This is a genomic window from Porphyrobacter sp. SLTP, assembly GCF_009905735.1.
Taxonomy (GTDB): Bacteria; Pseudomonadota; Alphaproteobacteria; order Sphingomonadales; family Sphingomonadaceae; genus Erythrobacter.
On the sequence record NZ_JAAALE010000001.1, the window covers coordinates 39,622 to 59,579 of the forward strand.

The 19,958-nt window shown below is 60.9% G+C and carries 16 protein-coding genes; 8 read left to right on the top strand and 8 right to left on the bottom strand.

What is annotated here, in order from left to right:
* Nucleotides 1–154: 154 nt before the first annotated feature.
* The 3 genes from GVM20_RS00175 to GVM20_RS00185 form a co-directional block, all read right to left on the bottom strand.
* Entirely contained in the window at nucleotides 155–2,161 is a 2,007-nt protein-coding gene (locus GVM20_RS00175) for a prolyl oligopeptidase family serine peptidase (protein ID WP_353653078.1), read from the bottom strand.
* 382 nt (nucleotides 2,162–2,543) lie between these two features.
* Nucleotides 2,544–3,680 carry a serine hydrolase domain-containing protein gene (locus tag GVM20_RS00180; protein WP_166545292.1) on the bottom strand — a complete coding sequence of 379 codons (1,137 nt, stop codon included), beginning with the start codon at nucleotides 3,678–3,680 and terminating at the stop codon, nucleotides 2,544–2,546.
* 4 nt (nucleotides 3,681–3,684) lie between these two features.
* Nucleotides 3,685–5,946 carry a TonB-dependent receptor gene (locus GVM20_RS00185; protein WP_166545293.1) on the bottom strand — a complete coding sequence of 754 codons (2,262 nt, stop codon included), beginning with the start codon at nucleotides 5,944–5,946 and terminating at the stop codon, nucleotides 3,685–3,687.
* 156 nt (nucleotides 5,947–6,102) lie between these two features.
* On the opposite strand from GVM20_RS00185, the gene GVM20_RS00190 reads away from it, so the two are divergent.
* On the top strand, nucleotides 6,103–7,380 hold the full coding sequence (locus GVM20_RS00190) for a TetR/AcrR family transcriptional regulator (protein ID WP_166545294.1): 1,278 nt from the start codon (nucleotides 6,103–6,105) through the stop codon (nucleotides 7,378–7,380).
* Nucleotides 7,381–7,601: 221 nt separating this feature from the next.
* On the opposite strand, the gene GVM20_RS00195 is transcribed toward GVM20_RS00190, so the two are convergent.
* The gene (locus GVM20_RS00195) at nucleotides 7,602–8,234 is read right to left on the bottom strand and encodes a tyrosine-type recombinase/integrase (protein WP_166545295.1); all 633 of its coding nucleotides are present in this window, start codon (nucleotides 8,232–8,234) and stop codon (nucleotides 7,602–7,604) included.
* 273 nt (nucleotides 8,235–8,507) lie between these two features.
* Entirely contained in the window at nucleotides 8,508–10,274 is a 1,767-nt protein-coding gene (locus GVM20_RS00200; protein WP_166545296.1) for an SLC13 family permease, read from the bottom strand.
* 444 nt (nucleotides 10,275–10,718) lie between these two features.
* On the opposite strand from GVM20_RS00200, the gene GVM20_RS00205 reads away from it, so the two are divergent.
* The 4 genes from GVM20_RS00205 (at nucleotide 10,719) to GVM20_RS00220 (ending at nucleotide 15,159) form a co-directional block, all read left to right on the top strand.
* Complete coding sequence (locus tag GVM20_RS00205; RefSeq protein ID WP_166545497.1) at nucleotides 10,719–11,351, top strand: tyrosine-type recombinase/integrase; 633 nt, start codon at nucleotides 10,719–10,721, stop codon at nucleotides 11,349–11,351.
* Nucleotides 11,352–11,690: 339 nt separating this feature from the next.
* A complete protein-coding gene (locus tag GVM20_RS00210; RefSeq protein WP_166545297.1) occupies nucleotides 11,691–12,194 on the top strand; it encodes a DUF2141 domain-containing protein in 504 nt (167 codons plus the stop codon).
* A 25-nt stretch (nucleotides 12,195–12,219) separates the two neighbouring features.
* Nucleotides 12,220–13,695, top strand: coding sequence for a carotenoid oxygenase family protein (locus GVM20_RS00215; RefSeq protein WP_166545298.1), 1,476 nt, complete (start codon nucleotides 12,220–12,222; stop codon nucleotides 13,693–13,695).
* A gap of 327 nt (nucleotides 13,696–14,022) precedes the next feature.
* Nucleotides 14,023–15,159 (top strand): DUF5694 domain-containing protein, encoded by a 1,137-nt coding sequence (locus GVM20_RS00220; RefSeq protein WP_199799375.1) that lies wholly within the window; start codon nucleotides 14,023–14,025, stop codon nucleotides 15,157–15,159.
* A gap of 134 nt (nucleotides 15,160–15,293) precedes the next feature.
* Here the strand turns inward: GVM20_RS00220 and GVM20_RS00225 are convergent, their stop codons facing one another.
* A complete protein-coding gene (locus GVM20_RS00225; RefSeq protein ID WP_166545299.1) occupies nucleotides 15,294–15,560 on the bottom strand; it encodes a hypothetical protein in 267 nt (88 codons plus the stop codon).
* Nucleotides 15,561–15,747: 187 nt separating this feature from the next.
* The gene (locus GVM20_RS00230; protein ID WP_166545300.1) at nucleotides 15,748–16,059 is read right to left on the bottom strand and encodes a UrcA family protein; all 312 of its coding nucleotides are present in this window, start codon (nucleotides 16,057–16,059) and stop codon (nucleotides 15,748–15,750) included.
* A 200-nt stretch (nucleotides 16,060–16,259) separates the two neighbouring features.
* On the opposite strand from GVM20_RS00230, the gene GVM20_RS00235 reads away from it, so the two are divergent.
* Entirely contained in the window at nucleotides 16,260–17,306 is a 1,047-nt protein-coding gene (locus tag GVM20_RS00235) for a helix-turn-helix domain-containing protein (protein ID WP_166545301.1), read from the top strand.
* A gap of 92 nt (nucleotides 17,307–17,398) precedes the next feature.
* The gene (locus tag GVM20_RS00240; RefSeq protein WP_166545302.1) at nucleotides 17,399–18,217 is read left to right on the top strand and encodes a sterol desaturase family protein; all 819 of its coding nucleotides are present in this window, start codon (nucleotides 17,399–17,401) and stop codon (nucleotides 18,215–18,217) included.
* 185 nt (nucleotides 18,218–18,402) lie between these two features.
* On the opposite strand, the gene GVM20_RS00245 is transcribed toward GVM20_RS00240, so the two are convergent.
* Nucleotides 18,403–19,164, bottom strand: coding sequence for a DUF3626 domain-containing protein (locus GVM20_RS00245; RefSeq protein WP_199799376.1), 762 nt, complete (start codon nucleotides 19,162–19,164; stop codon nucleotides 18,403–18,405).
* A gap of 373 nt (nucleotides 19,165–19,537) precedes the next feature.
* Here GVM20_RS00245 and GVM20_RS00250 point away from each other — a divergent pair, with 373 nt between their 5' ends.
* The gene (locus GVM20_RS00250; RefSeq protein ID WP_166545304.1) at nucleotides 19,538–19,933 is read left to right on the top strand and encodes a hypothetical protein; all 396 of its coding nucleotides are present in this window, start codon (nucleotides 19,538–19,540) and stop codon (nucleotides 19,931–19,933) included.
* The last annotated feature ends 25 nt before the right edge of the window (nucleotides 19,934–19,958 follow it).

The following is a 19,958-nucleotide window of genomic DNA, read 5'->3' on the forward strand; positions in this document are numbered from 1 at the left end:
CCTAGCCGCCCTTCGCGGTCCGAGTTGTTCCTTGTCAGCTGTCGACCCAGACCCAGTTGCTCCTGATCATCGTTATGAACGTCAGGTTGCGCCGGAACCCGCTTGTCGGCTTTCTGGACTTAATAGCGACACCTAGCCACCCTGAAGGACCAATTCACCGCGATTGCTGCTCCCACGCAAAGGCATAGACGTCGGCCGCCTGCGCCGTGCGCACGTCCTCGGCGGTGCCGACCCCGTGCCCGGCTTGCATATCGCCCCGCAGCCAGATCGGCGCATCGGGCCACTTGGCGCGGGCGCGGGCGACCCACTTGGCGGTCATCCACGGTGAGACCCGACGATCGTTGAGGCCAATCACCATCAGCGTCGGCGGCGGCGGCGCAGGGCTGGCGGTGATCATGTGATAGGCATCCATCGCCACGAGATCGCGGAACTGCTGTGGATCGGACGGATCGCCGATCTCGGCGAACTGGTTGGCGCCGTTCTCGGCCGCGCCGATGCGCTCCGGATTGACGATCCCGACCCGCGTGATCATCGCCCCGAAGGCGTGCGGATGGCGCAGCGTGGCGGTGGGTACGAGCGTGCCGCCCATGCTTGCGCCGGTCACCAGCGGGCCGCGTTCGGGCGCAATGCCCATCGCGTTGAGCGTCTCGGCACAGGCGGCGAGGTCTTCCATCCCGCGCGGCTTGTTGGGCCCGCGCCCGCCCTCGTACCACTCGCGCCCGCGCTCGCCCCCGCCGCGGGTGCCACAGAAGGCGAAGGCGCCGCCCTTGTCGAGCCACGCCATCTGGTCGCGCAGATAGACCGGCTCGACATTGTCGGTGGCATAGCCGCCGTAGCCTTCGACGATCGTCGGCGCGCGCCCGCTCGCGCCCTTGCGGCGCAGCACCACCATCGGCACGCGGGTGCCATCCTTGCTGACGGCCTCTGCGCGGGTCACCGCCATGCCCTGCGCGCCGTCCCACACCTCGGCGGCAATGCCGGCGGGGGTGACCTTGATGCCATTGAGCCGGAACACGGTGGTGCCGTGCGTCCAGCCGACCATGATCAGGCTCGTGCCCTTGCCGTCGGCATCGCTCTGGATGTTGAGGATCGTGCCTTCGAACGGCAGGGCCACCTGCTGTGCGGGGCCGCGTCCGTCCGGCAGGAAGAACAGCTGGCCCGCGCCGTCCCGGCTGGCGGCGACATAGACCCCGTCGGCGGTGGTCTGGAACGCGCGCAGCAGGCTTTCGGGCGAGCCTTCGAACACCACCTCGGACGCGCCTGGCGTGCCGTCCGCTCCCAGCGGATAGCGCAGCAGGGTGCCGAGCGGATTGGTCCTCGTGGTTTGCACGAACAGCGCGTGCCCGCGGGTGGCGGCGAGCATGGCCTTGTCCTCGAGCGCCCCGACCTTGCGCCATTGCGGGGTTCCGGCCTGAAGGCTGGCGGCGGGTGCGATCCAGAACTCGTTATCGGCCCGCGCGCCCGCGGCAGCGCCGAGCGCGAAGGGCTCGCCCGCCGGCGCGAGGATGATCGGGAAGTTCTCGGGCGGCACCTCCATCCCGTTGCCCAGCACCTGTGTCGCGCTGCCGCCGGTGACGGGGGCGACATAGGCGGTCATCCCGATGATCGGATCGACCCCTTCCGCAGGGACGGCCATCTGGGTGTAGAGCACCTTGTCCGGCCCGATGAAGCTCACGGTGAACTCGCCCCAGATGCGCTCGATCGCGGGGCCGATCTGCTGACCGGTGGTGATGTCGAGCAGCAGCACCTTGCCCGCCTCCGATCCGCCGCTCGACACGTGGATCGAGACGCGGCGGCAATCGGGGGCGAATTCATAGGCCCCGAAGGCGGCCAGCGGATCGCCGGTCACTACCGCCGGATCGAGGAACGCCCGCTCGCCCGCGGCATCGCGGATGGTGAGCTTGGGCAGGCGGTCACCCTCGCGGCTGCGGAGGAACAGCGCGGTATCGCCGCACTGCTTGTAGCCGCCGACGCGTTCGAGGCTGGAGGAGACCTCGCCCAGCCGCCGCGCGAACCACGCGCGCTCGGGCAGGGCATCGAGCATTGCACGGGTGCGGGCGTTCTCGGCCTCGACGAAGGCAAGCAGCTCGTCGCGGTTGGCAGCGTCCTCCATCCAGCGGTATTCGTCGGTGATGGTGATGCCGTGTATGGTCTCGGTCACCGGCTCGGCGCGGACTGGTATCGTCTGCGCCGATAGCACGGATCCCATAGAACTTGCGGCGGCCAACAGAATAAGTGCTAGACTATGCGCCTTGCTCGGCTGCCCCATGCGTGTTCCCCTAACCCATTAGCCTTGTAAGGTTATCATCGCAGGCCGCGTTTTGTCACCCACGATTCAACGACATGACAGGAGCAATCGAGTAGTGAGCCGGCCTCGTCGGAAAGATAAGGCGAGATGGTTGATGGCGCGCGACCGATACTGCGCCAACACCGGCAGCTCTCGACCAGATTCGGTCGTTCACGTCAGCCGAAATGAATGTCCGGCCCTGTCAAAAGCTGTCGATTAGGCATATTGCAGCGGACTGTCGGCAATCTGTGGCGCTCTACTTGCGGACAGCCGTCTTATACAGGGCATCAACAAGCGCGAGGTTTCGCGGGTCGCCGATGAGATCGGAGCCCATCCGGTTCATGGTGTAGGCCACGGCCCAGCCTCGCTCGGGATCTGCGAAACCGAACGAGCCGCCCCATCCCGAATGGCCGAAAGCGCTTTCGTCGGGACCGTAGGCTCCGTTGGAGTTGCGAAGGAACCCGCATGCCCAGCGCGCTGGCTCGCCCAGCACACTGTCGGTTCCCTCGAACCTGACAGCGGTCGCTGCCTCGAAAGTCCTTGCGCTTACGAGCGTGCGCTCGGGGTCGCTGCGCGCTGCGATGAAGCTGTCGTAGAGACGGGCGATACCCCGTGCGGTGGCAAAGCCGTTCGCGGACGGGATCTGCGCCTGCTGCCAAGCAGGGTCATTGGCGATCAGCGGATCGAGCGGTGGATTGGCGAGGGCGGCGATCTGCGCTGAATTGAGTTCCATCGCCAGCGCCTCGGACGACATGGCCGGCGGTGCGATCACTGGAGCATGGCGATGCCATTGCGCGTCCGGCAGTCCGAGATGGATGTCATATGCGGCAAATTCCTCGGTAAAGAACTGCCTCACCGAGCGGCCTTCGATCCGGCGAAACAGCCCATCCGCCAGAAAGCCGATGGATATGGCATGATACCCCGCCTGCGTGCCCGGAGCCCAGAAAGGCTCGGCCTGCGCCAGGCGGTCTGCCGCTTCTTCCGGATCATAGAAGGCTTCCATGCTAACCGGGTCGCGAAAACCGGTCAGCCCGACCTGGTGCGACAGCAGCTGCGCGATTGTAACCTCTGCCTTGCCGTGCGCCGCGAATTCCGGCCAGATGTCGGCGATCTTGTCATCGTAAGCCGCGCGCCCGCGATCGACCAACATTGCAAGCGCAATTCCCGTCAGCCCCTTGGTGGTCGACCATACGTTGACGAGGGTATCGTGCTTCCAGGCGCGCGCCTCGTTCGGATCAGCAAGACCGCCCCAGATGTCGACAACCGCCTCGCCCTGCGCGAACACGCAGAATGCCGCTCCAACCTCACCGCGTTCGGTGAAGTTGGCGGCGAAAGCCTGCGCAACCGGTTCAAAACCAGGCGCGCAGGTGCCGTTGATCGTGATCGCCGCCATCGGATCAGAACGTCTTGGCAATGCTGACGCCCCAGGTGCGCGGCGCACCATAGACGCGGTTGCCGGTGCCGAGCGCAAGCTGGTTGATCCCCTGCGTCACATAGCGTTCGTCAGCGATGTTCTTGCCCCACAGCGAGAAGTCCCAGCCATCTGTTCGCATCAAAGAAATGCGCCCATTCAAGACCCAGAAGGCATCGGCTGCAATTAGCGGATCGTTGAGCCCGTCCTTAAAGGTCAGACCCTGATAGCGGCCATCGACGGCAAAGCGCATCGCGAAATCGCTGCTCAGATCGAACTCGTAGCCGACAAGGGTGTTGAAGCTGAATGTCGGTGCGTCGGGGAGACGGTTCCCGGCCGGCACTGCTCCGCCCGAAGAAGCGAAGGCGCCAAGCTCGCTTTCGAGAAGACCGACACCCACCGCCCAGTCCAGCCCGGGCAGAAAGGAGGGGCGGAATGTCAGTTCCCCGTCGATCCCGTAGATCTCGGCCTTGTCGACATTGCCCAACCGCTGGATTGGCAAATTCCCCACCGTGTCGCGGATGAAGGTCTGGACGTTGTTGTAGTCGTAGTAGAAGGCGCTGACAGCGTAGACCGCATTGAGCGCGTCGAGCCGCCCTTTGATCCCCGCCTCGTAGGATACGAGCCGCTCGGGCTCGTAGGGAATGAGCTGCCCCGAATTGGTCGCCACGCCCGCAAAGAAGCCGCCGCTTTTTACCCCTTGCGAGATGCTGGCATAGGCGAGAGTGTCGGCGTCGATGCTCCAGTTGAGGCCGAGCTTGTAGGACCAGTTGCGGTCGCTGATGGTGTCATTGACCACTGCCAGCGGGATTGGCGGGGTCCCGAACGGAGCACCTGTCAGAGCGCTGCCGGGAGCCTGCGACACCAGATCGCGTGTGCCGCCGACATTGCTGCGGCGCTCCCAAGTGTAGCGGGCGCCAGTGATGAGATCGAGATTGTCGGTCAGGCGCCATTCGCCATTAGCGAATGCGGCGGCGGTTTCGGTTTCCTGATCGGAGAACGTAAAGGTCGTGGTGTTGAACAAGTCGCGCAAGTCGCCATCGTAAGTCGATTGCACCCGGTCCCAGGAATAGAACCCACCGACCAGCCAGTTGACATCCTCGGCCTCGCCCGCAAGGCGCAACTCCTGCGAGAACTGCTCGACATTGTCGGCGGTAACGAAATCGGTCTGTCGCAGCGGGGTGGCATCAACATCGATGCCCCACACGCGGTCAAAGTCGATATAGCCCGTCACCGACGTCAGCTCCGCAAAGCCGAGATCGGCAGAGATCCGTGCCGTCAGGTTGAGCTGGTTGACATCGTAGGTGGGATCGACCGACCAGCTGCCGCGGAATGGATCGCCATCCGTGTCACGATAGCCGAAGAAATCGGTGCAGCGCGGCGAGCCCGGACAGACGAGGCCCGGTTCGGCCGGCACCGGCGGCGCAAGGCCGAAGAATTCCGGCTGCCCGATCTCGGATCGACCGCGCTGGATCTCGGCCTTGAACAATGCTTCAATGGCATCGGACGGCTCGAGCAGCAACTGGGCGCGGCCGAGAAAGACCTCCCGGCGGCCAATGTCGCGGCCTGTCGCTTCGTTGAAGTAGAAGCCTTCGTCCTGGATGATCGCCTTGCCGGCCAACCGCAGTGCGGTGGCATCCGACAGCGGCAGGTTGATCATCGCCTCGAAATCTTTCGTATCGTAATTTGCAAGGCTGGCGCTGACCCGCGCGCGAACGGCCCGGGTATCGGGGCGTGCGCTGACCACATTGAGCGCGCCTGCCGTAGTGTTGCGGCCATAGAGGGTGCCCTGCGGCCCCTTGAGTACCTCCATCCGCTCCAAGTCGAACAGATCAAAGTTCATCAGCGCCAACGAACTGAGCGAAACCTCGTCGACATAGACCCCGGCGCTGGGATTGTTGGTCGCACTGAAATCGTTGAGGCCGACCCCGCGGATGGTGATGACCGGCACCAGGCCCGGCACGTTTTCCTTTACTGAGACATTGGGTGTGAAGGCGACGATTTCAGTAGCGGACTCAATCCGCCGGGCGGCGATGGCCTCGGCATTCACCACCGAAATGCTGATGCCGACGTCGAGCACATCCTGCGACCGCTTCTGTGCGGTGACGAGGATGACGTTGTCGTCTGGTCTCGGCGCGTCTGAAGGATTGCCTGTTTCCTGCGCGTGCAGTCCCGAGGCCGCCCCTGCCACCATGATCCCTACCAGCCCTGTGCGCGCGAGCAAACGCGTTGCCACTGCCTTCATCATCCTGTGATCCTCCCCTTTGCGTCATTTTTCGACGTTATGGTATGACGACATACATCATCTTCGAAAGATGCGGCAACAATTTTTCGACATCAGGGTATGCAGAGCTTCCTTGTTTACAGTTGTCGCGGACGCACAGTTGCGCTTATTCAGGTGCCCATGACCATCGCAGGTGATGCCCCGAGAAGCCGAGGCAGGCCCAAGAAGCGGGCTCGCATGCGCGAGGCGCTACTTGATGCCGCCGCTAGGGAGATCAATCTGCGCGGCGCCGCTGCGGTCAGTTTGAATGCGCTTGCCGAACAGCTCGGCCTGTCGCGCAACGCGCTCTACTACTACGTCACGGATCGCAGTGATCTTGTGTTCCGGGCCTATTTGCGGACCTGTGAGACGACGGCCGACGATCTTGCGATCGCCTTCGAGGAAGGACGCGATCCGGCAGATTCGCTAAGGATCTACATCAACAGGGTGTTGGGTAGCAGCAATCCACCTTCGGCAATCCTGACCGACATCGACTTTCTGCCCGAGAACCAGCGTGAGACGATCGCTGACCTCAACCGCCGCAACACCGAGGCACTACAAGCCATCCTCAATTCCGGCGCGACGACGGGCCTGTTCCGGCTGATCGACCATGAAATCGCAGCCCAATGCATCGTCGGCATGCTGAATTGGGCGCAGCTTTCGGCGGCCTGGCTCGGATACCGCGACACCGCCAAAGTGCGTGCACGCTCGGCTGCTGCCATAATCGATATCCTGTTCGGGGGCCTTGCTGCAGAGCCAGCGGGCAGCTTCGTGTGCCCCGTCGATCTTGCGTCCCTAACTGCGCGCTCGTTCAACGCTTTCGATCGGACGGAAGCAACGCAAGAGAAGGCAACGCAGGTCGCAATCGCTGCGGCGCGACTGTTCAACAGCAAGGGCCTTGATGGCGCCTTACTCGACGAGATCGGCGCAAGCCTTGGCGCGACCAAGGGCGCGGTATATCACTATTTCGACGACAAGACCGATCTCGTGCTCAGCTGCTACCGCCTGGCCTTCGAACTCTACGAGCGCATCCTCAATGTGGCGGATGAGCTGGCCATCTCGGGCCTGGAACGCTCGCTTACGGTGATGTATCTGAACAGCGAGGCGCAGGCGGGAGACGAACCGCCGCTAATTCTTCAGGCAGGCTTGTTTTCCCTGCCTGAAGCCCCGCGCGCCCGTTTCATCGAACGCTCCCAGCGCCTGTGGGCAATGTCGGACGGAATGCTGCGAACGGGTATTGGAGATGGCAGTTGCCGCGACTGCGATCACCGCATGGTTGCGACGATCACAGCGGGTGCTTTCATGTGGATTCCAAAGTGGATCGATCAAAGCCGCACCTGCGATCCGAAGAGCGTTGCTGCATCGATTGCCGATCTCTTTGCTCAAGGTATTGTGAGCAAGGAAGCGAGGCTCTCCTGACCTCGGGGATCGTAAGCGGCGTTAGTCCGCTTTCTTTGGCGCTGCCTCAAGAAGCTGACCGTCAGCAACCGGTCCGGTTTCTGTCCCTTTGCCGTTCTGGTCGAATGAACGCTGCTTGTCCGCTCTTGGCGCAAACAGTCGTTTAATAGCTCGCTCGGACATGTCTTCTAAGTCCCACCGCTGGTAGGTCGGCTCCTCGGCGCTAACGAGGAGCCGAGTGCTCAGATTTCCGTGTTCTCGGCGAGGGCAAGTGCGTCCTCTACATCGATTCCGAGGTAGCGGACCGTATTCTCGATCTTGCTATGGCCGAGGAGTATCTGGACGGCACGCAAATTGCCGGTCGCCCTGTAGATGATCGACGCCTTGGTCCGCCGCAGAGAGTGAGTACCATATTCGCTTCGCATCAAGCCGATCCCGCTTACCCATTCATCAACAAGCCGAGCATATTGGCGGGTGCTGAGGTGCCCGTTGCGATCGACCCGACTTGGAAAGACATAATCGTCTACGGTGCCACCTCGATGCTCAAGCCATGCCAACAAGCTAGCCCGGGCATCCGGCAAAATCTCGAACTGAACAGGGCGGCTTGTTTTCTGCTGCATCACGATTGCGCGCGTTCGGATCTGCCCTCCACTTACAATGTCGCCGATCTTCATTCGCACAAGGTCGCAGCCACGCAGCTTGCTATCGATCGCGAGGTCAAAGAGTGCACGGTCACGCAATCGGCGGCGCTCATTCAGGAGAAATCGAATTTCCCAGATTTGCTTCGGTTTGAGCGCGCGCCTGGCGCCAACACTTCTTCCCGCGTTCCAGACGGGGCGCTTCGTTGCGTTCAAATCTGTTTCATGCGTCTCCATGATCATTCTCCAGTGACCACAATGGTCATCCGGAGAATGTCAGTCGCCCTGTAGATTGAAATATGCTGGGAAGCTCTCGACCCAATTTCAGTCGTTCACGATAGCCGGATGGAAGGTCTGGTTCCGCCAAAAGCCGCCACGCTGCTTTCGGTATCGCGGATCGGCCCTGCTCATGACCGATGATGGGTGGATAGCCGCCGCAAGTCAGACCATGTTCCGAAAGGCACGAGATCTTGAAATCTTGTATTCGGGGTCGCCACGCATCAGTGGAACCTACAATGGCCAAGACCACAGGATCAAAGGGGTTCCAACCAAGATAACCAACAGCGAAAGCGGTGCTCCAAGGCGTGCATAATCTCCAAATCGATAACCGCCGGCACCGAACACGAGGGTGTTACACTGATGACCAATAGGGGTAAGGAAGTCACATCCCGCCCCGACAGCGATCGCAATCAGGAACGGCTCGGGCCGGAACCCAAGCTCCTGGGAAAACACCACGGCGATCGGTGCCATGACCAACACGGTAGCCGCATTGTTGAGAAATGGCGTCACTGCCATCGCCGCAATCAATATCATCGCGACGGCGCCCCATGGAGGAAGTTGGGTTGCCAAGATCGCAAGCTGCTTCGCGATGACATCAGCTGCACCGGTGGATTGTAACGACGCACTGACCGGGATCAAAGCTGCCAGCATGATCAGGATAGGCCATTCTATAGCCTCGTAGGCTTCATCAAGAGGCAGTGTGCCCGTAATGACCATCATCGCTGCAGCGGCAAAGAACGCAGTGGCGACCGGCACCAACCCGCTTGCGGTCGACACAATGGCAACAGCAAGAATGGCGACCGGAAGCAGACCCCGGCGCGAGGATCCAAGGCGGATATCCCGTTGCGCTAGCGGCAATGCGCCGAGCTTGGCCAGTCGGTCGGGCAATAGCGCCATCGGTCCCTGAAGCACGATCACATCACCCGCCTGAAGCACGGTCTGGCCGATGCGCCGCGTCAGATTTTCGTCAGCACGCGACACGGCGATCAGATTGATGCCAAACCGCTCGCGCAGGAGAAGCCTTCCCGCAGTTCTGCCGATCAAGGCGGAATCGGCTTTGATGACAGCTTCCAGCACACCAATCCCGTCGCCGGGATCCATTCCCGGCTTTCCTTCACCTGCGAGGCTCAACCGGTCTGCCGCAATCACCCGCTCAAGTGCATCAGGCTCGCCGCCCAGGATCAGCACGTCGCCTTCGCGAACCTGGACCATCGGACCGATTTGACCGGGCAAGCTGCCGCGGATGAGGCCTGTAACGTCGATCTCACTTTCATGGCGCTTGGTGAACTCGTCGATAGTTTCCCCGATCGCCGGTGAACCCTCGGGAACGGTCGCTTCAGTCACATAGGCCGAAATATCCAGCGCTTCGCCCAACAATGGCGCCGCACGCCGATCTGCTGGTAGCAGCCGATATGCGAAACGCAGGAACACAAGTCCAACTACCAGCAACCCTAGACCAGTGGGGAGGTAATCGAACATGCCGAACGGCTCGCCGGTCATATCTTCACGAACCCGGCTGACAATGATGTTAGGCGACGTGCCGATCAAGGTTGTCAGCCCACCCAGAAGCGATGCGAACGACATCGGCATCAGATAGACAGACGGGCTGGTGCCGCTCTTCTTCGCCAGTTGAAATGCTGCCGGCATCATCATCGCCAATGCGCCAACGTTCTTGATCATCCCTGACAGGACGCCCACCGATGCGATGAGAAGTGAAAGCTGCGATGGCACCGTGCGTGTGAATTGGGCGACCCTGGCGAGCAACGCTTCCACCACACCTGATCGCTGTATGGCTGCGGAAACAACAAGGGCGGAGCCCACGATGATGACGATGTCATCAGAGAAGCCGGAGAAGGCATCCTTCGGTGATACGATCCCAAGACCGAGAGCTGCCAGGAGGGCGATGACTGCGGTCACATCATAGCGAAAACGCCCCCAAACGAAGAGCAACATCATCCCCGTCAGAGTTGCGATCGAAAGCCATTGCGGGATTGTCATTGAGGCACACGAACCCTTGATTGGTCTTAATTGGAAGAGGACCAGTTGCTATCATCGAGAGGTCGTTCGAACCTTCGGTCTGGCATATCGGATTGAATCTGGTTTTGGTCAAAGCAGCATAATCGTAGCATCAGGACGCGAGGTTAGCGATGCTGACGGTGTCCGAGACCCATGGGGGTTCGGGCCACCATGGCGCGCAATCCATTTGGAGGTGGGATGAACGCTGTCGACCAGACCCAGTCATCCACTTGAACGTCTGGTTCCGCCAGTTCCAGCCATGAGTGACGACCCGGCTCGATCCCGAAAGCTGCCCTCAGGGGAGCGGCTGTTTGGTCAGCGTGCCTTTGGCCGGGCCTTATGTCGATGCCTGGGTGAGGCCAACGAGATGCGCTCGGTTTGACGAACGTTCTTCTTCCTGGCCAATCACGGCCAAGGAGAAAAATGATGACCCACTCTCACCTCGACCCTGCCATGCAAAATCGGGTCTCGTGGAATGCTGGCAGAACCGTAGGAACAAAGCGGCCACTGACCCAGAAGCAGATTTGGGCAATCCGTTTCTTCCTCGACCGCGAAGAGCGGCTCCGCGACCGCGCGTTGTTCGACCTTGCGATCGACAGCAAGCTGCGTGGCTGCGATCTGGTGAAGCTCAGGATCGGCTACCTTGTGGCCGGATCTGAAGTCCGCAGCCGTGCAATGATCATTCAGCAGAAGACAGGGCGACCCGTTCAATTTGAAATCACCGCAGATGCTCGCGCTAGCCTTGCAACATGGCTTCTTCGGCGGAGCGGCACCATCGATGATTTCGTGTTCCCAAGCCGCATCCATTCGGGACAACCGTTGAGCACCCGGCAGTATGCGCGCCTTGTCGATGAATGGGTCACCGCAGCGGGGCTGCGGCGCGAAGATTATGGCACCCACTCCATGCGTCGCACCAAAGCAGCGATGATTTACCGCACAACCGGAAACCTTCGTGCCGTGCAGATCCTACTGGGCCATTCCAAGATCGAAAATACCGTCCGCTATCTCGGTGTCGACGTGGAGGATGCGCTTGTTCTGGCTGAGCGTATCGAGATCTGAACATCATGGCGGCCGTCGGGCAGGCTCCGATGGCCGCTTTTGGTGAAGAGCAAAAGTCGCCGAACCGGCAACAACTGGGTGGAAAACGGAGCAGCAGCTTTTGGATCCTCGCCGTTCCTTGAGGGTGCGAGCCATCCGTTTTTGCGCCTCGGCGTTGTGCCAGACTGTCACTCTGGTCCACTTGGCGAAGTGCCTTGACCATTTCACGTAGCGTGGACGGTCAAAGCGTCGCATTCTGCGAAGGATCGACGCAGATTGCGAAGCCGTGATGGCACAAACAGGCGAAGCTCTTCAGACAGAGGTGGTCATCAACCAACACAATTCGAAGGACCTCCTGCCATGACTCATTGCCGCCCGACGATCGCTGCCGTTCTTGGCCTTGCTCTCCTGATCCAAGCCCCCGGCCTTGCTGCGCAAGACGCAGCCCCGCCGCCGCCACCCGCTGCCAAGATTGGCCCTGCCACTGGCGGTCTGGTTGCCAATACCACCACGCTGGAGATCAACTTCGTCCAGATCGCCAACCCGACCGGCCAGATCATGCTGGCGCTGTTCGACAGCAAGGAGGCCTATGACAGCGGCGCTGCACCGGTCACGGCAATTGTCGTTCCGGTCACGGGCGATACCGCAACCGCCGCGATCCCCAATGTCCTTCACGGGCGCTACGGGTTCAAGATCGTGCATGATGTGAACGGTGACGGAGCCATGAACACCAATCCGTTCGGGATGCCGATCGAGCCCTTTGCCTTCTCCAACAATGCAGTGGGCAACATGGGTCCGGCCACGTGGGAGGCCGCCGCCTTCGACATTGCTGGGCCGGCCGTGCAAACCATCGCCTTCCGTTGAACGACTGCCTACAGGAGCCCAGCCTATGATCAGCCTGCAAGCCTCTGCCGATCGCCGCCAGTTCATCCAGTCGCTGCTCGCAGCGGCGGCGGCGAGCGCGGTCATCACCCCTGAACGCCTTCTGGCCGGAGCTGCGCCAGCGGACTGGACGCTGGGGGTCGCCGATGTCGAAGCCGATATCGCCCCGCGCGCCCTGACCCCGATTGCGGGCCGTACTCCTGCCGATTTCTCGGGCGTGCTGTACCGCAACGGCCCGGCCAAGTTCCGGCGCGGCGGATCGAGCGCAGGCCACTGGTTTGATGGCGATGGGCTGATCCGTCGGTTCCAGATCGCCGATGGCCGCGCCAGCCTCGTCGCGCGCTTTGCCGACACGGCCAAGCGGCGGCTCGAAACGCAGCTCGACCGGATCGTCATGCCCGGCTTCGGCACCGCTCCGGGATCAGGGGCAGTCATCAGCAACAATGACGATGCCAACGCCGCCAATACCAATGTGCGGCTGATTGGCGGTGAATTGCTTGCGCTGTGGGAAGGTGGCTCGGCCACCCGGATGGACCCCGAGACGTTGATGACCGACGGGATCAAGACCTTCCGCGACGATCTCAAGCACGTGCCCTTTTCCGCGCACCCCCGGATCGGGGCCGATGGATCGGTCTGGAATTTCGGCGGCAATGGCAAGGTCACCGGGCTGTGGCATCTGGGCGCGGACGGGCGACTGATCGATTTTGCCGTGCTGCCCTTGCCGCGCGCCAGTTACTTCCATGATTTCACCATCACTGCGCGGCATATCGTGATCGTGCTGCAACCCTGGCTGCAAACCCGCTTCGGCTTTCCGATCAGCACCACGATGGAATGGCAGCCCGATCTGGGTACGCAGGTCATGGTCATCGCCAAGGACGACCTCAACCAAAGGCGCATCTACGAACTGCCCGCCTTCAGCGCGTTTCACTATGGCGATGGCTGGGAGGAGTCCGACGGAACGATCCGCTTTGCCGGGTGTCTCGAAGCCGACCCTACCTTCGGCCAGACCAGCGCCAGCGCACTGCTGCGCGGCGAATATGTTCCGCCCCCGCGTGCGATGCTGCATGAGATCGTGCTCTATCCCGATGGCAAGGCCGCAGTGGTGCCGACCGGGGTGGCGGGTGAGTTTCCGGCCAGCGATCCCCGCCGCGCTGAACAGCCGCACTGCCTGACTGCGCATGTCGCCGGTTATGACGAGGCAGGCCCATTTCCCCACGCGATTGCCACATGGGACTGGCAGCGCGGTCGCAGCGACAGCTTTGATTTCGGCGCGCATCAACTTGTCGAGGAGTTCCAGTACGCCCCCGGCAACAGCGCGCGCGAAAGCGATGGCTGGCTGATTGGTTCAACCCTTAATCTGAAAGCGGGGGCGAGCGAACTGCATCTGCTTCGCGCCGGAGACGTGGCCGCTGGTCCCGTTGCCAGCTGGCGCGCAGATGTGGCACTGCCGATCAGCTTTCACGGAATGTTCGTCAAAGCCTGATGGCTGGCCACCCCTCCTTCGCCGCAAGCCTTGCCCTTTGGCTGGGCGCCGCCTGACTTGCGTCAATCACAGCTTAGGGGTCGCTTCCTGAACGGCTGCAATTTTTCGCGAGAGAGGCCAAGCCGCCATGCGGCTTTCGGGATCGCGCGTCGGACCGGCTCATGACCGCAGATGGGTGGAAAGGCGAACAACGGCTGTCGGACTGCCGAGAGTTTTGAGTGACCTGGCTGACGCAGTTGGAAGTTCAGGATTTGATTGAATTAGAGACAGACATATGTTCGGATTCAACCTGATCGATCGAAACGCGGATTTTTCAGAACCCTGAATATGCTCGCGCTACTGTTTGAATACTCAGAAGATGGAGCCCTCATGCGCTTGATTCAAAACGCATTGCTAATTGTTTTTGCCGCACTTCCGGCGCTTGCGATCGCACAATCACCTGCTGGTACGCCCGCTTTCGATCCCAAATCCCTGCGTGGTACACAGGAAGGCCAGATCACCGAAGTGCTGACCATCGGTAGCGCCCATCTTTCTCAGCTGGAAAAGAAGCCCACTGCGGCCGAAATGGACAGCCTGCTCGACAAGCTGGAGACCTTTCAACCCTCGATCATCACACATGAAGGGCTGTCGGGCGAACAATGCGACCAGGTTGAACGCTACAAGGCACGCTACGCCGGAATATTCGAAGATTATTGCTGGGACACCGAGGTGGTTGAAGCCTCAACCGGTTTGACAGTGCCGCAAGCGATGGAAGCAATCACGGCCACCTTTAGCGACTGGCCCACGGCCCCATCGCCCGCGCAGCGCCGCAAGCTCGCGTCGCTGTTTTTGGCCGCGAATGACCGGCCTTCGGCATTGGTTCAATGGCTGCGCCTACCAGTCTCTGAGCGAAGGCTTGGAGACGGGATAGATCAGCCCTTGATGGACATTCTTGGAAAGGTCGAAAGCTGGCCCAATGAGACAGTCGCAATCGGGGTCGCCTTGGCGGTTCGGTTAGGGCTGGAACGGCTTTATGCGGTGGACGACCACACCGCCGACAGCATCCAGACCGCCGCCGGCCCGGAATTCGCGGAAGCACTTCAAGCGCATTGGAGTTCGAGTGGTGCCGAAACTGTTCCTGCCATAACGCGGTATTATGCGGCGCAAGCCGATGCAGCGAAGACCGGCGACTATCTCGGGCTGTATCGGATCATGAACGAACCTGAGACGCTGCGGGTGTTCATCGAATTCGACTATGGCCGCGCGATCAAGATGTCGGGCGATGGCCTGCATGGCCGCCGCTATGTCGCTTGGTTTGAGGCGCGCAATCTGCGGATGGTGGCCAATATCCGCGAAGCCTTCGGCAATGCGCCCGGTGCGCGCGTGCTCAACATCGTCGGCGCGTCGCATAAGGGGTATTACGATGCTTATCTCGATCAGATGTCGGATGTACAGATTATAGATGCCTTGGCGGTGCTGAAGTAACGTCAGCGGCGCCCCCGGACGTTTTGCAGCTCCGTTGATAGACAACGAGTTACACTCAGACTTCACTGCCGCAGTTCATAGCTCTGGCGCATAAGGAACGGTTCGCCCGCAGCGCGCGTCTGCTTGGTGATCCGCTACCGATTGCCATCGCGGGTAAGGATTTTGCGCGCGATCACGGTGCGGCCGTTTTCGAGGCTCTCACCTTCGAGCACGATGGTGATCGAGTCACCATCGCCCAAGGTACGCGATTCTCCCACCCGCCATTGATCAGGAGCGTTGCTGCCGCTGGTGATGGTGAGCATTTGGCCCGAAGGGTCGAACGCCCACGTCTCGGATGAACGCACAGTCTTGTCCGGCCCATCGTCGAACGTCCAAGCCAGCCCCGCTCCGTCGCTTTGCATCAGGGTGGGTAGGGTTTCACGGGTGTCGTAGCTGTAATCGCGGTAGTCGAGCGTGTCTGTCCACTATCGGGAACGCGCACCATGACTGGGAACGGCTGCTAATGGGTGGAAAGGCGAATGGCAGCTTTTCTGCCGCAACTCCGGCATGGCTCCAGCAACGCGTCCCTGTCCAATCCGATTTTCAGCGTTAGCCACCCCTATCCGGTGTCGGATCGCTTGCGGCAGTCAAGGTCTTCACCGCGGCATCGGCGTTTGTCTGCGTTTCCCGAATACACCTGCGCTCTCTGCGGATGTTCTGCGGCAGGTGTTCCAACGCTTGGGCTTTGCACATCGCCCTGGCGGCGCGCTGAATTCGCAGCGCGAGAATGCGCTGCCCCTTGTCCGATCCAAAATCTAGGTCGCCGGCTTCGACTGCGATGCTCTGCGGAACAGGGGCAGCGGTTGTGACGGCCGGAACCGCCAAAGTGGCAAACCCGGGCAGAATATGAATGAGCTTCATGATCGTTTCCTTCAACATGGCACCGCTCACCAATTTGAGCGGCGATGCATCGGAGGTGGCCGCGCGGCGCCCTTGACGCTTCCCAGTTTCGAAATCGGGCTGGTCATTTTCGGATCGCACAAGGCTGATGGATTCCGGACAGACTGGGCGATTCCGGAATCGGCTTGCCGCTCCTGCAGGGTTCTGGCAGCCAGATGCCCATGACCGCTTTCGAACAGGTCGATCAGATGGCGCGCGGCGGGTCGATCGCTTTGCTGGCCTTGTGGAGCTGGATCTTGATCCGCGACCATTGGCGCGATGTCCCAGCGCGCCTCGCTGTGGCGATGAACGCGGCGATCTGCAGCTATCTGCTCGTGACCGCGGGCTGGTATGGAGAGCGGAACATTGTGGGCCTTGCCTTCGCGCTGGGTGCGGGAGCGACGCCGGGGCTGTTCTGGCTGTTCGCTAAGGCCTGGTTCAACGATGAAAAGCAGGTCGCCCCGATCAGCGCGTTGCTGGTTGGCCTGTCGGTAGTCAATACATTGGTGGTGCAGCTGACATTCCCCACCGGCGGAATCGCCAACACGATTTCTGCCGTGTTGTTCAGGGTCTCAATGCTGGGTTTTGCGGCCGCGGCGCTGTGGGAAGTCTGGCGCAGCCGAGAGGGCGATCTGGTCGAACGGCGGCGGCGGATCCGGCCCTTGCTCGTGTGCGTTGTGGCGATCTATGTCATTGTGATCGCCATTGTCGAGATGGGCACCTCCCGCGGCCTGCCCAGTGGTTCTTTGCAGCAGGTGGTCGCCAGCGGCTCTTTGTTCGGTGTTTTCGGCTTTTGCGCAGTGCTGCTGCGTATGCGTCAGGCCGACATGTTCGGCGCGGCAGAGGTCTCGGGCACGCCGGCGAAACCTCCACCGAACCCGGGCGATGATCCGCTGTCCACCCGCTTGCTGCAGTTCATGGCGGATCATCTGCCGCACCGCGATGAGACCTTGTCGATCGCTAAGCTTGCCGCGCTGCTGGGCGAGCAGGAATACCGCCTGCGCCGCACGATCAACCGCCAGCTGGGCCACCGCAATTTTGCTGCCTTCCTCAATGGCTATCGGCTTGCCGAGGTGAAGGCGGCGCTGGCCGATCCTGCGCAAAAGGACGTGCCGATCATCACCATCGCGCTCGATGCCGGTTTCGGCTCACTCGGTCCGTTCAACCGCGCCTTTCGTGAGGCCGAGGGCATGACCCCAAGCGAATTTCGCGCCCGCGCCGCTGGCTGATTTCGAAATCGGCTAGCCGATATTGGAGATAGACGCGCAGAGAAGTGCAGAGAGCGCCAGATGGCGGCCATCACCGAACGAAAGATGAGATCATGCCCACCGGAATTCCCCCGCTTGATATCCTGCTCACCAAGGGGCATTTTATATTCGCGTTCGATTTCGGGCGCTATCTGGCCGCCGCCTCGGTCACCTTTGCGGTGGTCTGGTTGCTACGGCGAACGGCGATGAGAGCGCGCAAGATCCAGGCGCGGGAGGCCACGGCTGCCGACATGCGCCGTGAATTTTTGCAGTCGGTGCAATCAGCGCTCGTCTACGTGGTTGGTGCCTGTTTCCTGATCTGGGGGCGCGAGGTCGGGCTGCTTCATTCGGTGTTCGGCGAGGGCTTTGGCCTTGGTATTGATCTGCTAATCCTGGCCGGGATCATCATCGCGCATGACGCCTATTTCTACTGGTCGCACCGGTTCATGCATCATCCCCGGCTGTTCAAGCACTTCCACCGCGCACATCACCGCTCGATCACGCCGACGCCCTGGGCCGCCTACAGTTTCGCGATCCCCGAGGCGGCGGTGATGTTCATGTTTGTGCCCCTCTGGCAATTTTTCGTGCCGACACCGGGTTGGGTGATGTTCACTTGGCTGAACTTCCAGATCATCCGCAACGCTATGGGTCATGCCGGTTTCGAAGTCTTCCCGCGCTGGTGGCTGGATTCGCCGCTCACCCGCTGGATCAACACGACTGTGCACCATGACCTGCACCATAATGGCGGCTTCAACACCAATTACGGCCTCTATTTCACTTGGTGGGACAAGTGGATGGGCACCGAACACGCGAAATACCACGAGAAATTTCTCGAGGTGACGGGGCGCACGCAGCAAAGTGAAGCGCAGGCCGTCGGCAAAGTGACAGCCTGACCGCGCCGATCCTTACGCAACTGGGTGATGGACGCAGGTTGGTGGAACAACCGCTGAGGGGTCGCTTGTTGAACGGCAGGAAATCGCCGCGGTTGCGAAAAATCTGCCATTCAGGTTTCGACCCCGTTGCCGCCATTTCAGACATTCAAATCGATTGACTGGTTGCGGGCAGAGCAGCGGGGCATTCAATGGTCCCGGCCAAAGCGGGCAATGCAATGCCACACCCATTTGGCGGTCTGATAATCCAGAGGATTGTCACGCGCCTTGCCAAGGTCCGCTGGCGTACTGATGTTGAGTTCCGAAATAGCGTCGATCGCGGACTTGGGCCGGAATCCATCGTGAGCAAACAACCGATCAAGCTGTAACCTGAAACCGTCATGCCATTCGACATCACAGGTTAGCCGCATTGCCCACTCCTCGATTGCGGTGTTGCGATAGCTCAGATCAAGCACCAGCGCTTCGACATCCTCTTTGATGCTCAGCGGTCCGTGCACGTGGGCTTCGATGTAATTGTCGAGGACAGGATCGAGCTCGAGAGCGTTTTCTTCGGCAAGATCACTCAGCGCGAAACGATCCACCACTCCAAATGTCTCTGGGATCAAATGGCTGTCAGGATAGCAGAATGTCGTGCGCGCCAGGACGTGCGGGCGCAATCGCAAGTGGCAAGACCCAAATCGTGGCGACCCTCCGATCACGTCGTGCCGAAAGTTGAGAGCCCCGTATTTAGGGCGCAACGCAGGATCGGCCTCATCATAAGCGCCGCCAAAGATATCGCTTTCCCACGCCCAACGGTCCCCGCCAAGGTTTGCCGTAAGGCCGCCGTTGCTGGTCGCAGTTTCAAATTGCGATCTGTAAAAGCCATCGTGGACAATGCGTTGAATGGTGAGTTCGTCTTGGACCCATGTGTCTGGATGGAAGTTCAAGGTCACTGGCAGGACATCGGACATGGGCGGGCCAGATGCACGAGAGCGGACATGCTCGATAGCTAGCTCAACAGGCGACGACATGAAGCCTGATTAATCCAATTCGTCGTGCCTGTTAATCGCCGAGCTCATCAAAAGCGGCCATTCAGGAATCAACCCAACTCTGGTCATGTGCGGGGCTGATCCGCGGTCCCGATAACTGCCAGCCAGATTCAACGTGCTCCCCGCCGAAAGCAGTCCTTCTGCAATCGACCCCATTCTTGCCGGTCGGCACCCTCGACTTGTCGGGAAAGTTGGATAGACCAGCGCGATGCCGGGCGCGCGATCGACGATATCCAAATGCTTCTTCACTGCGTGGGTGTTGGGTTGGGCGACAGCAGTCTATTTGCCTAGCCTCGTGATCGCCCTGCTGTCACTTTCGCCCCTCGCATCCAGCGGAAACCTGCTTCTGGATACCTTTGAGGTCGCGGACGAAGTGTCGCCGGCAGCGAAGCTGACTTATGGGTTCATCTTCGCTGCCTTCGTATTGTCGGCACGCGCTGGCGGCGCGGGACGTGGGCTGTTGGTCAATGTTCTCATCGGCATGACCAGTATTGCCTTGGTTGTGGCGTTGCTCCCTGAATACTGGTCGCGCGGTTTTGGTGTCGGCCTAAACGGAATGAGGTTCGACCCGCTCCCGACTGCGATCTGTCTATTCGGCGGTGTCGCCAGTGGTATCATTTTTTCGCTGACCGAGGCACGATGCCAGACAGGCAGTCAGGAACGTGCATCGCATCAGTCACGCGGTGGTTAATTGCCCTTCGGCTTCCGACCCGCAA

Coding starts and splice junctions, on each gene's coding strand:
- GVM20_RS00180 (WP_166545292.1), bottom strand. CDS start 3,680: ATGGCGGCGATCACGATCAACGGCACCTGCGCGCCTGGTTTTGAACCG.
- GVM20_RS00185 (WP_166545293.1), bottom strand. CDS start 5,946: ATGATGAAGGCAGTGGCAACGCGTTTGCTCGCGCGCACAGGGCTGGTA.
- GVM20_RS00190 (WP_166545294.1), top strand. CDS start 6,103: ATGACCATCGCAGGTGATGCCCCGAGAAGCCGAGGCAGGCCCAAGAAG.
- GVM20_RS00195 (WP_166545295.1), bottom strand. CDS start 8,234: ATGGAGACGCATGAAACAGATTTGAACGCAACGAAGCGCCCCGTCTGG.
- GVM20_RS00200 (WP_166545296.1), bottom strand. CDS start 10,274: ATGACAATCCCGCAATGGCTTTCGATCGCAACTCTGACGGGGATGATG.
- GVM20_RS00205 (WP_166545497.1), top strand. CDS start 10,719: ATGACCCACTCTCACCTCGACCCTGCCATGCAAAATCGGGTCTCGTGG.
- GVM20_RS00210 (WP_166545297.1), top strand. CDS start 11,691: ATGACTCATTGCCGCCCGACGATCGCTGCCGTTCTTGGCCTTGCTCTC.
- GVM20_RS00215 (WP_166545298.1), top strand. CDS start 12,220: ATGATCAGCCTGCAAGCCTCTGCCGATCGCCGCCAGTTCATCCAGTCG.
- GVM20_RS00220 (WP_199799375.1), top strand. CDS start 14,023: ATGCTCGCGCTACTGTTTGAATACTCAGAAGATGGAGCCCTCATGCGC.
- GVM20_RS00225 (WP_166545299.1), bottom strand. CDS start 15,560: ATGCAAAGCGACGGAGCGGGGCTGGCTTGGACGTTCGACGATGGGCCG.
- GVM20_RS00230 (WP_166545300.1), bottom strand. CDS start 16,059: ATGAAGCTCATTCATATTCTGCCCGGGTTTGCCACTTTGGCGGTTCCG.
- GVM20_RS00235 (WP_166545301.1), top strand. CDS start 16,260: ATGACCGCTTTCGAACAGGTCGATCAGATGGCGCGCGGCGGGTCGATC.
- GVM20_RS00240 (WP_166545302.1), top strand. CDS start 17,399: ATGCCCACCGGAATTCCCCCGCTTGATATCCTGCTCACCAAGGGGCAT.
- GVM20_RS00245 (WP_199799376.1), bottom strand. CDS start 19,164: ATGTCCGATGTCCTGCCAGTGACCTTGAACTTCCATCCAGACACATGG.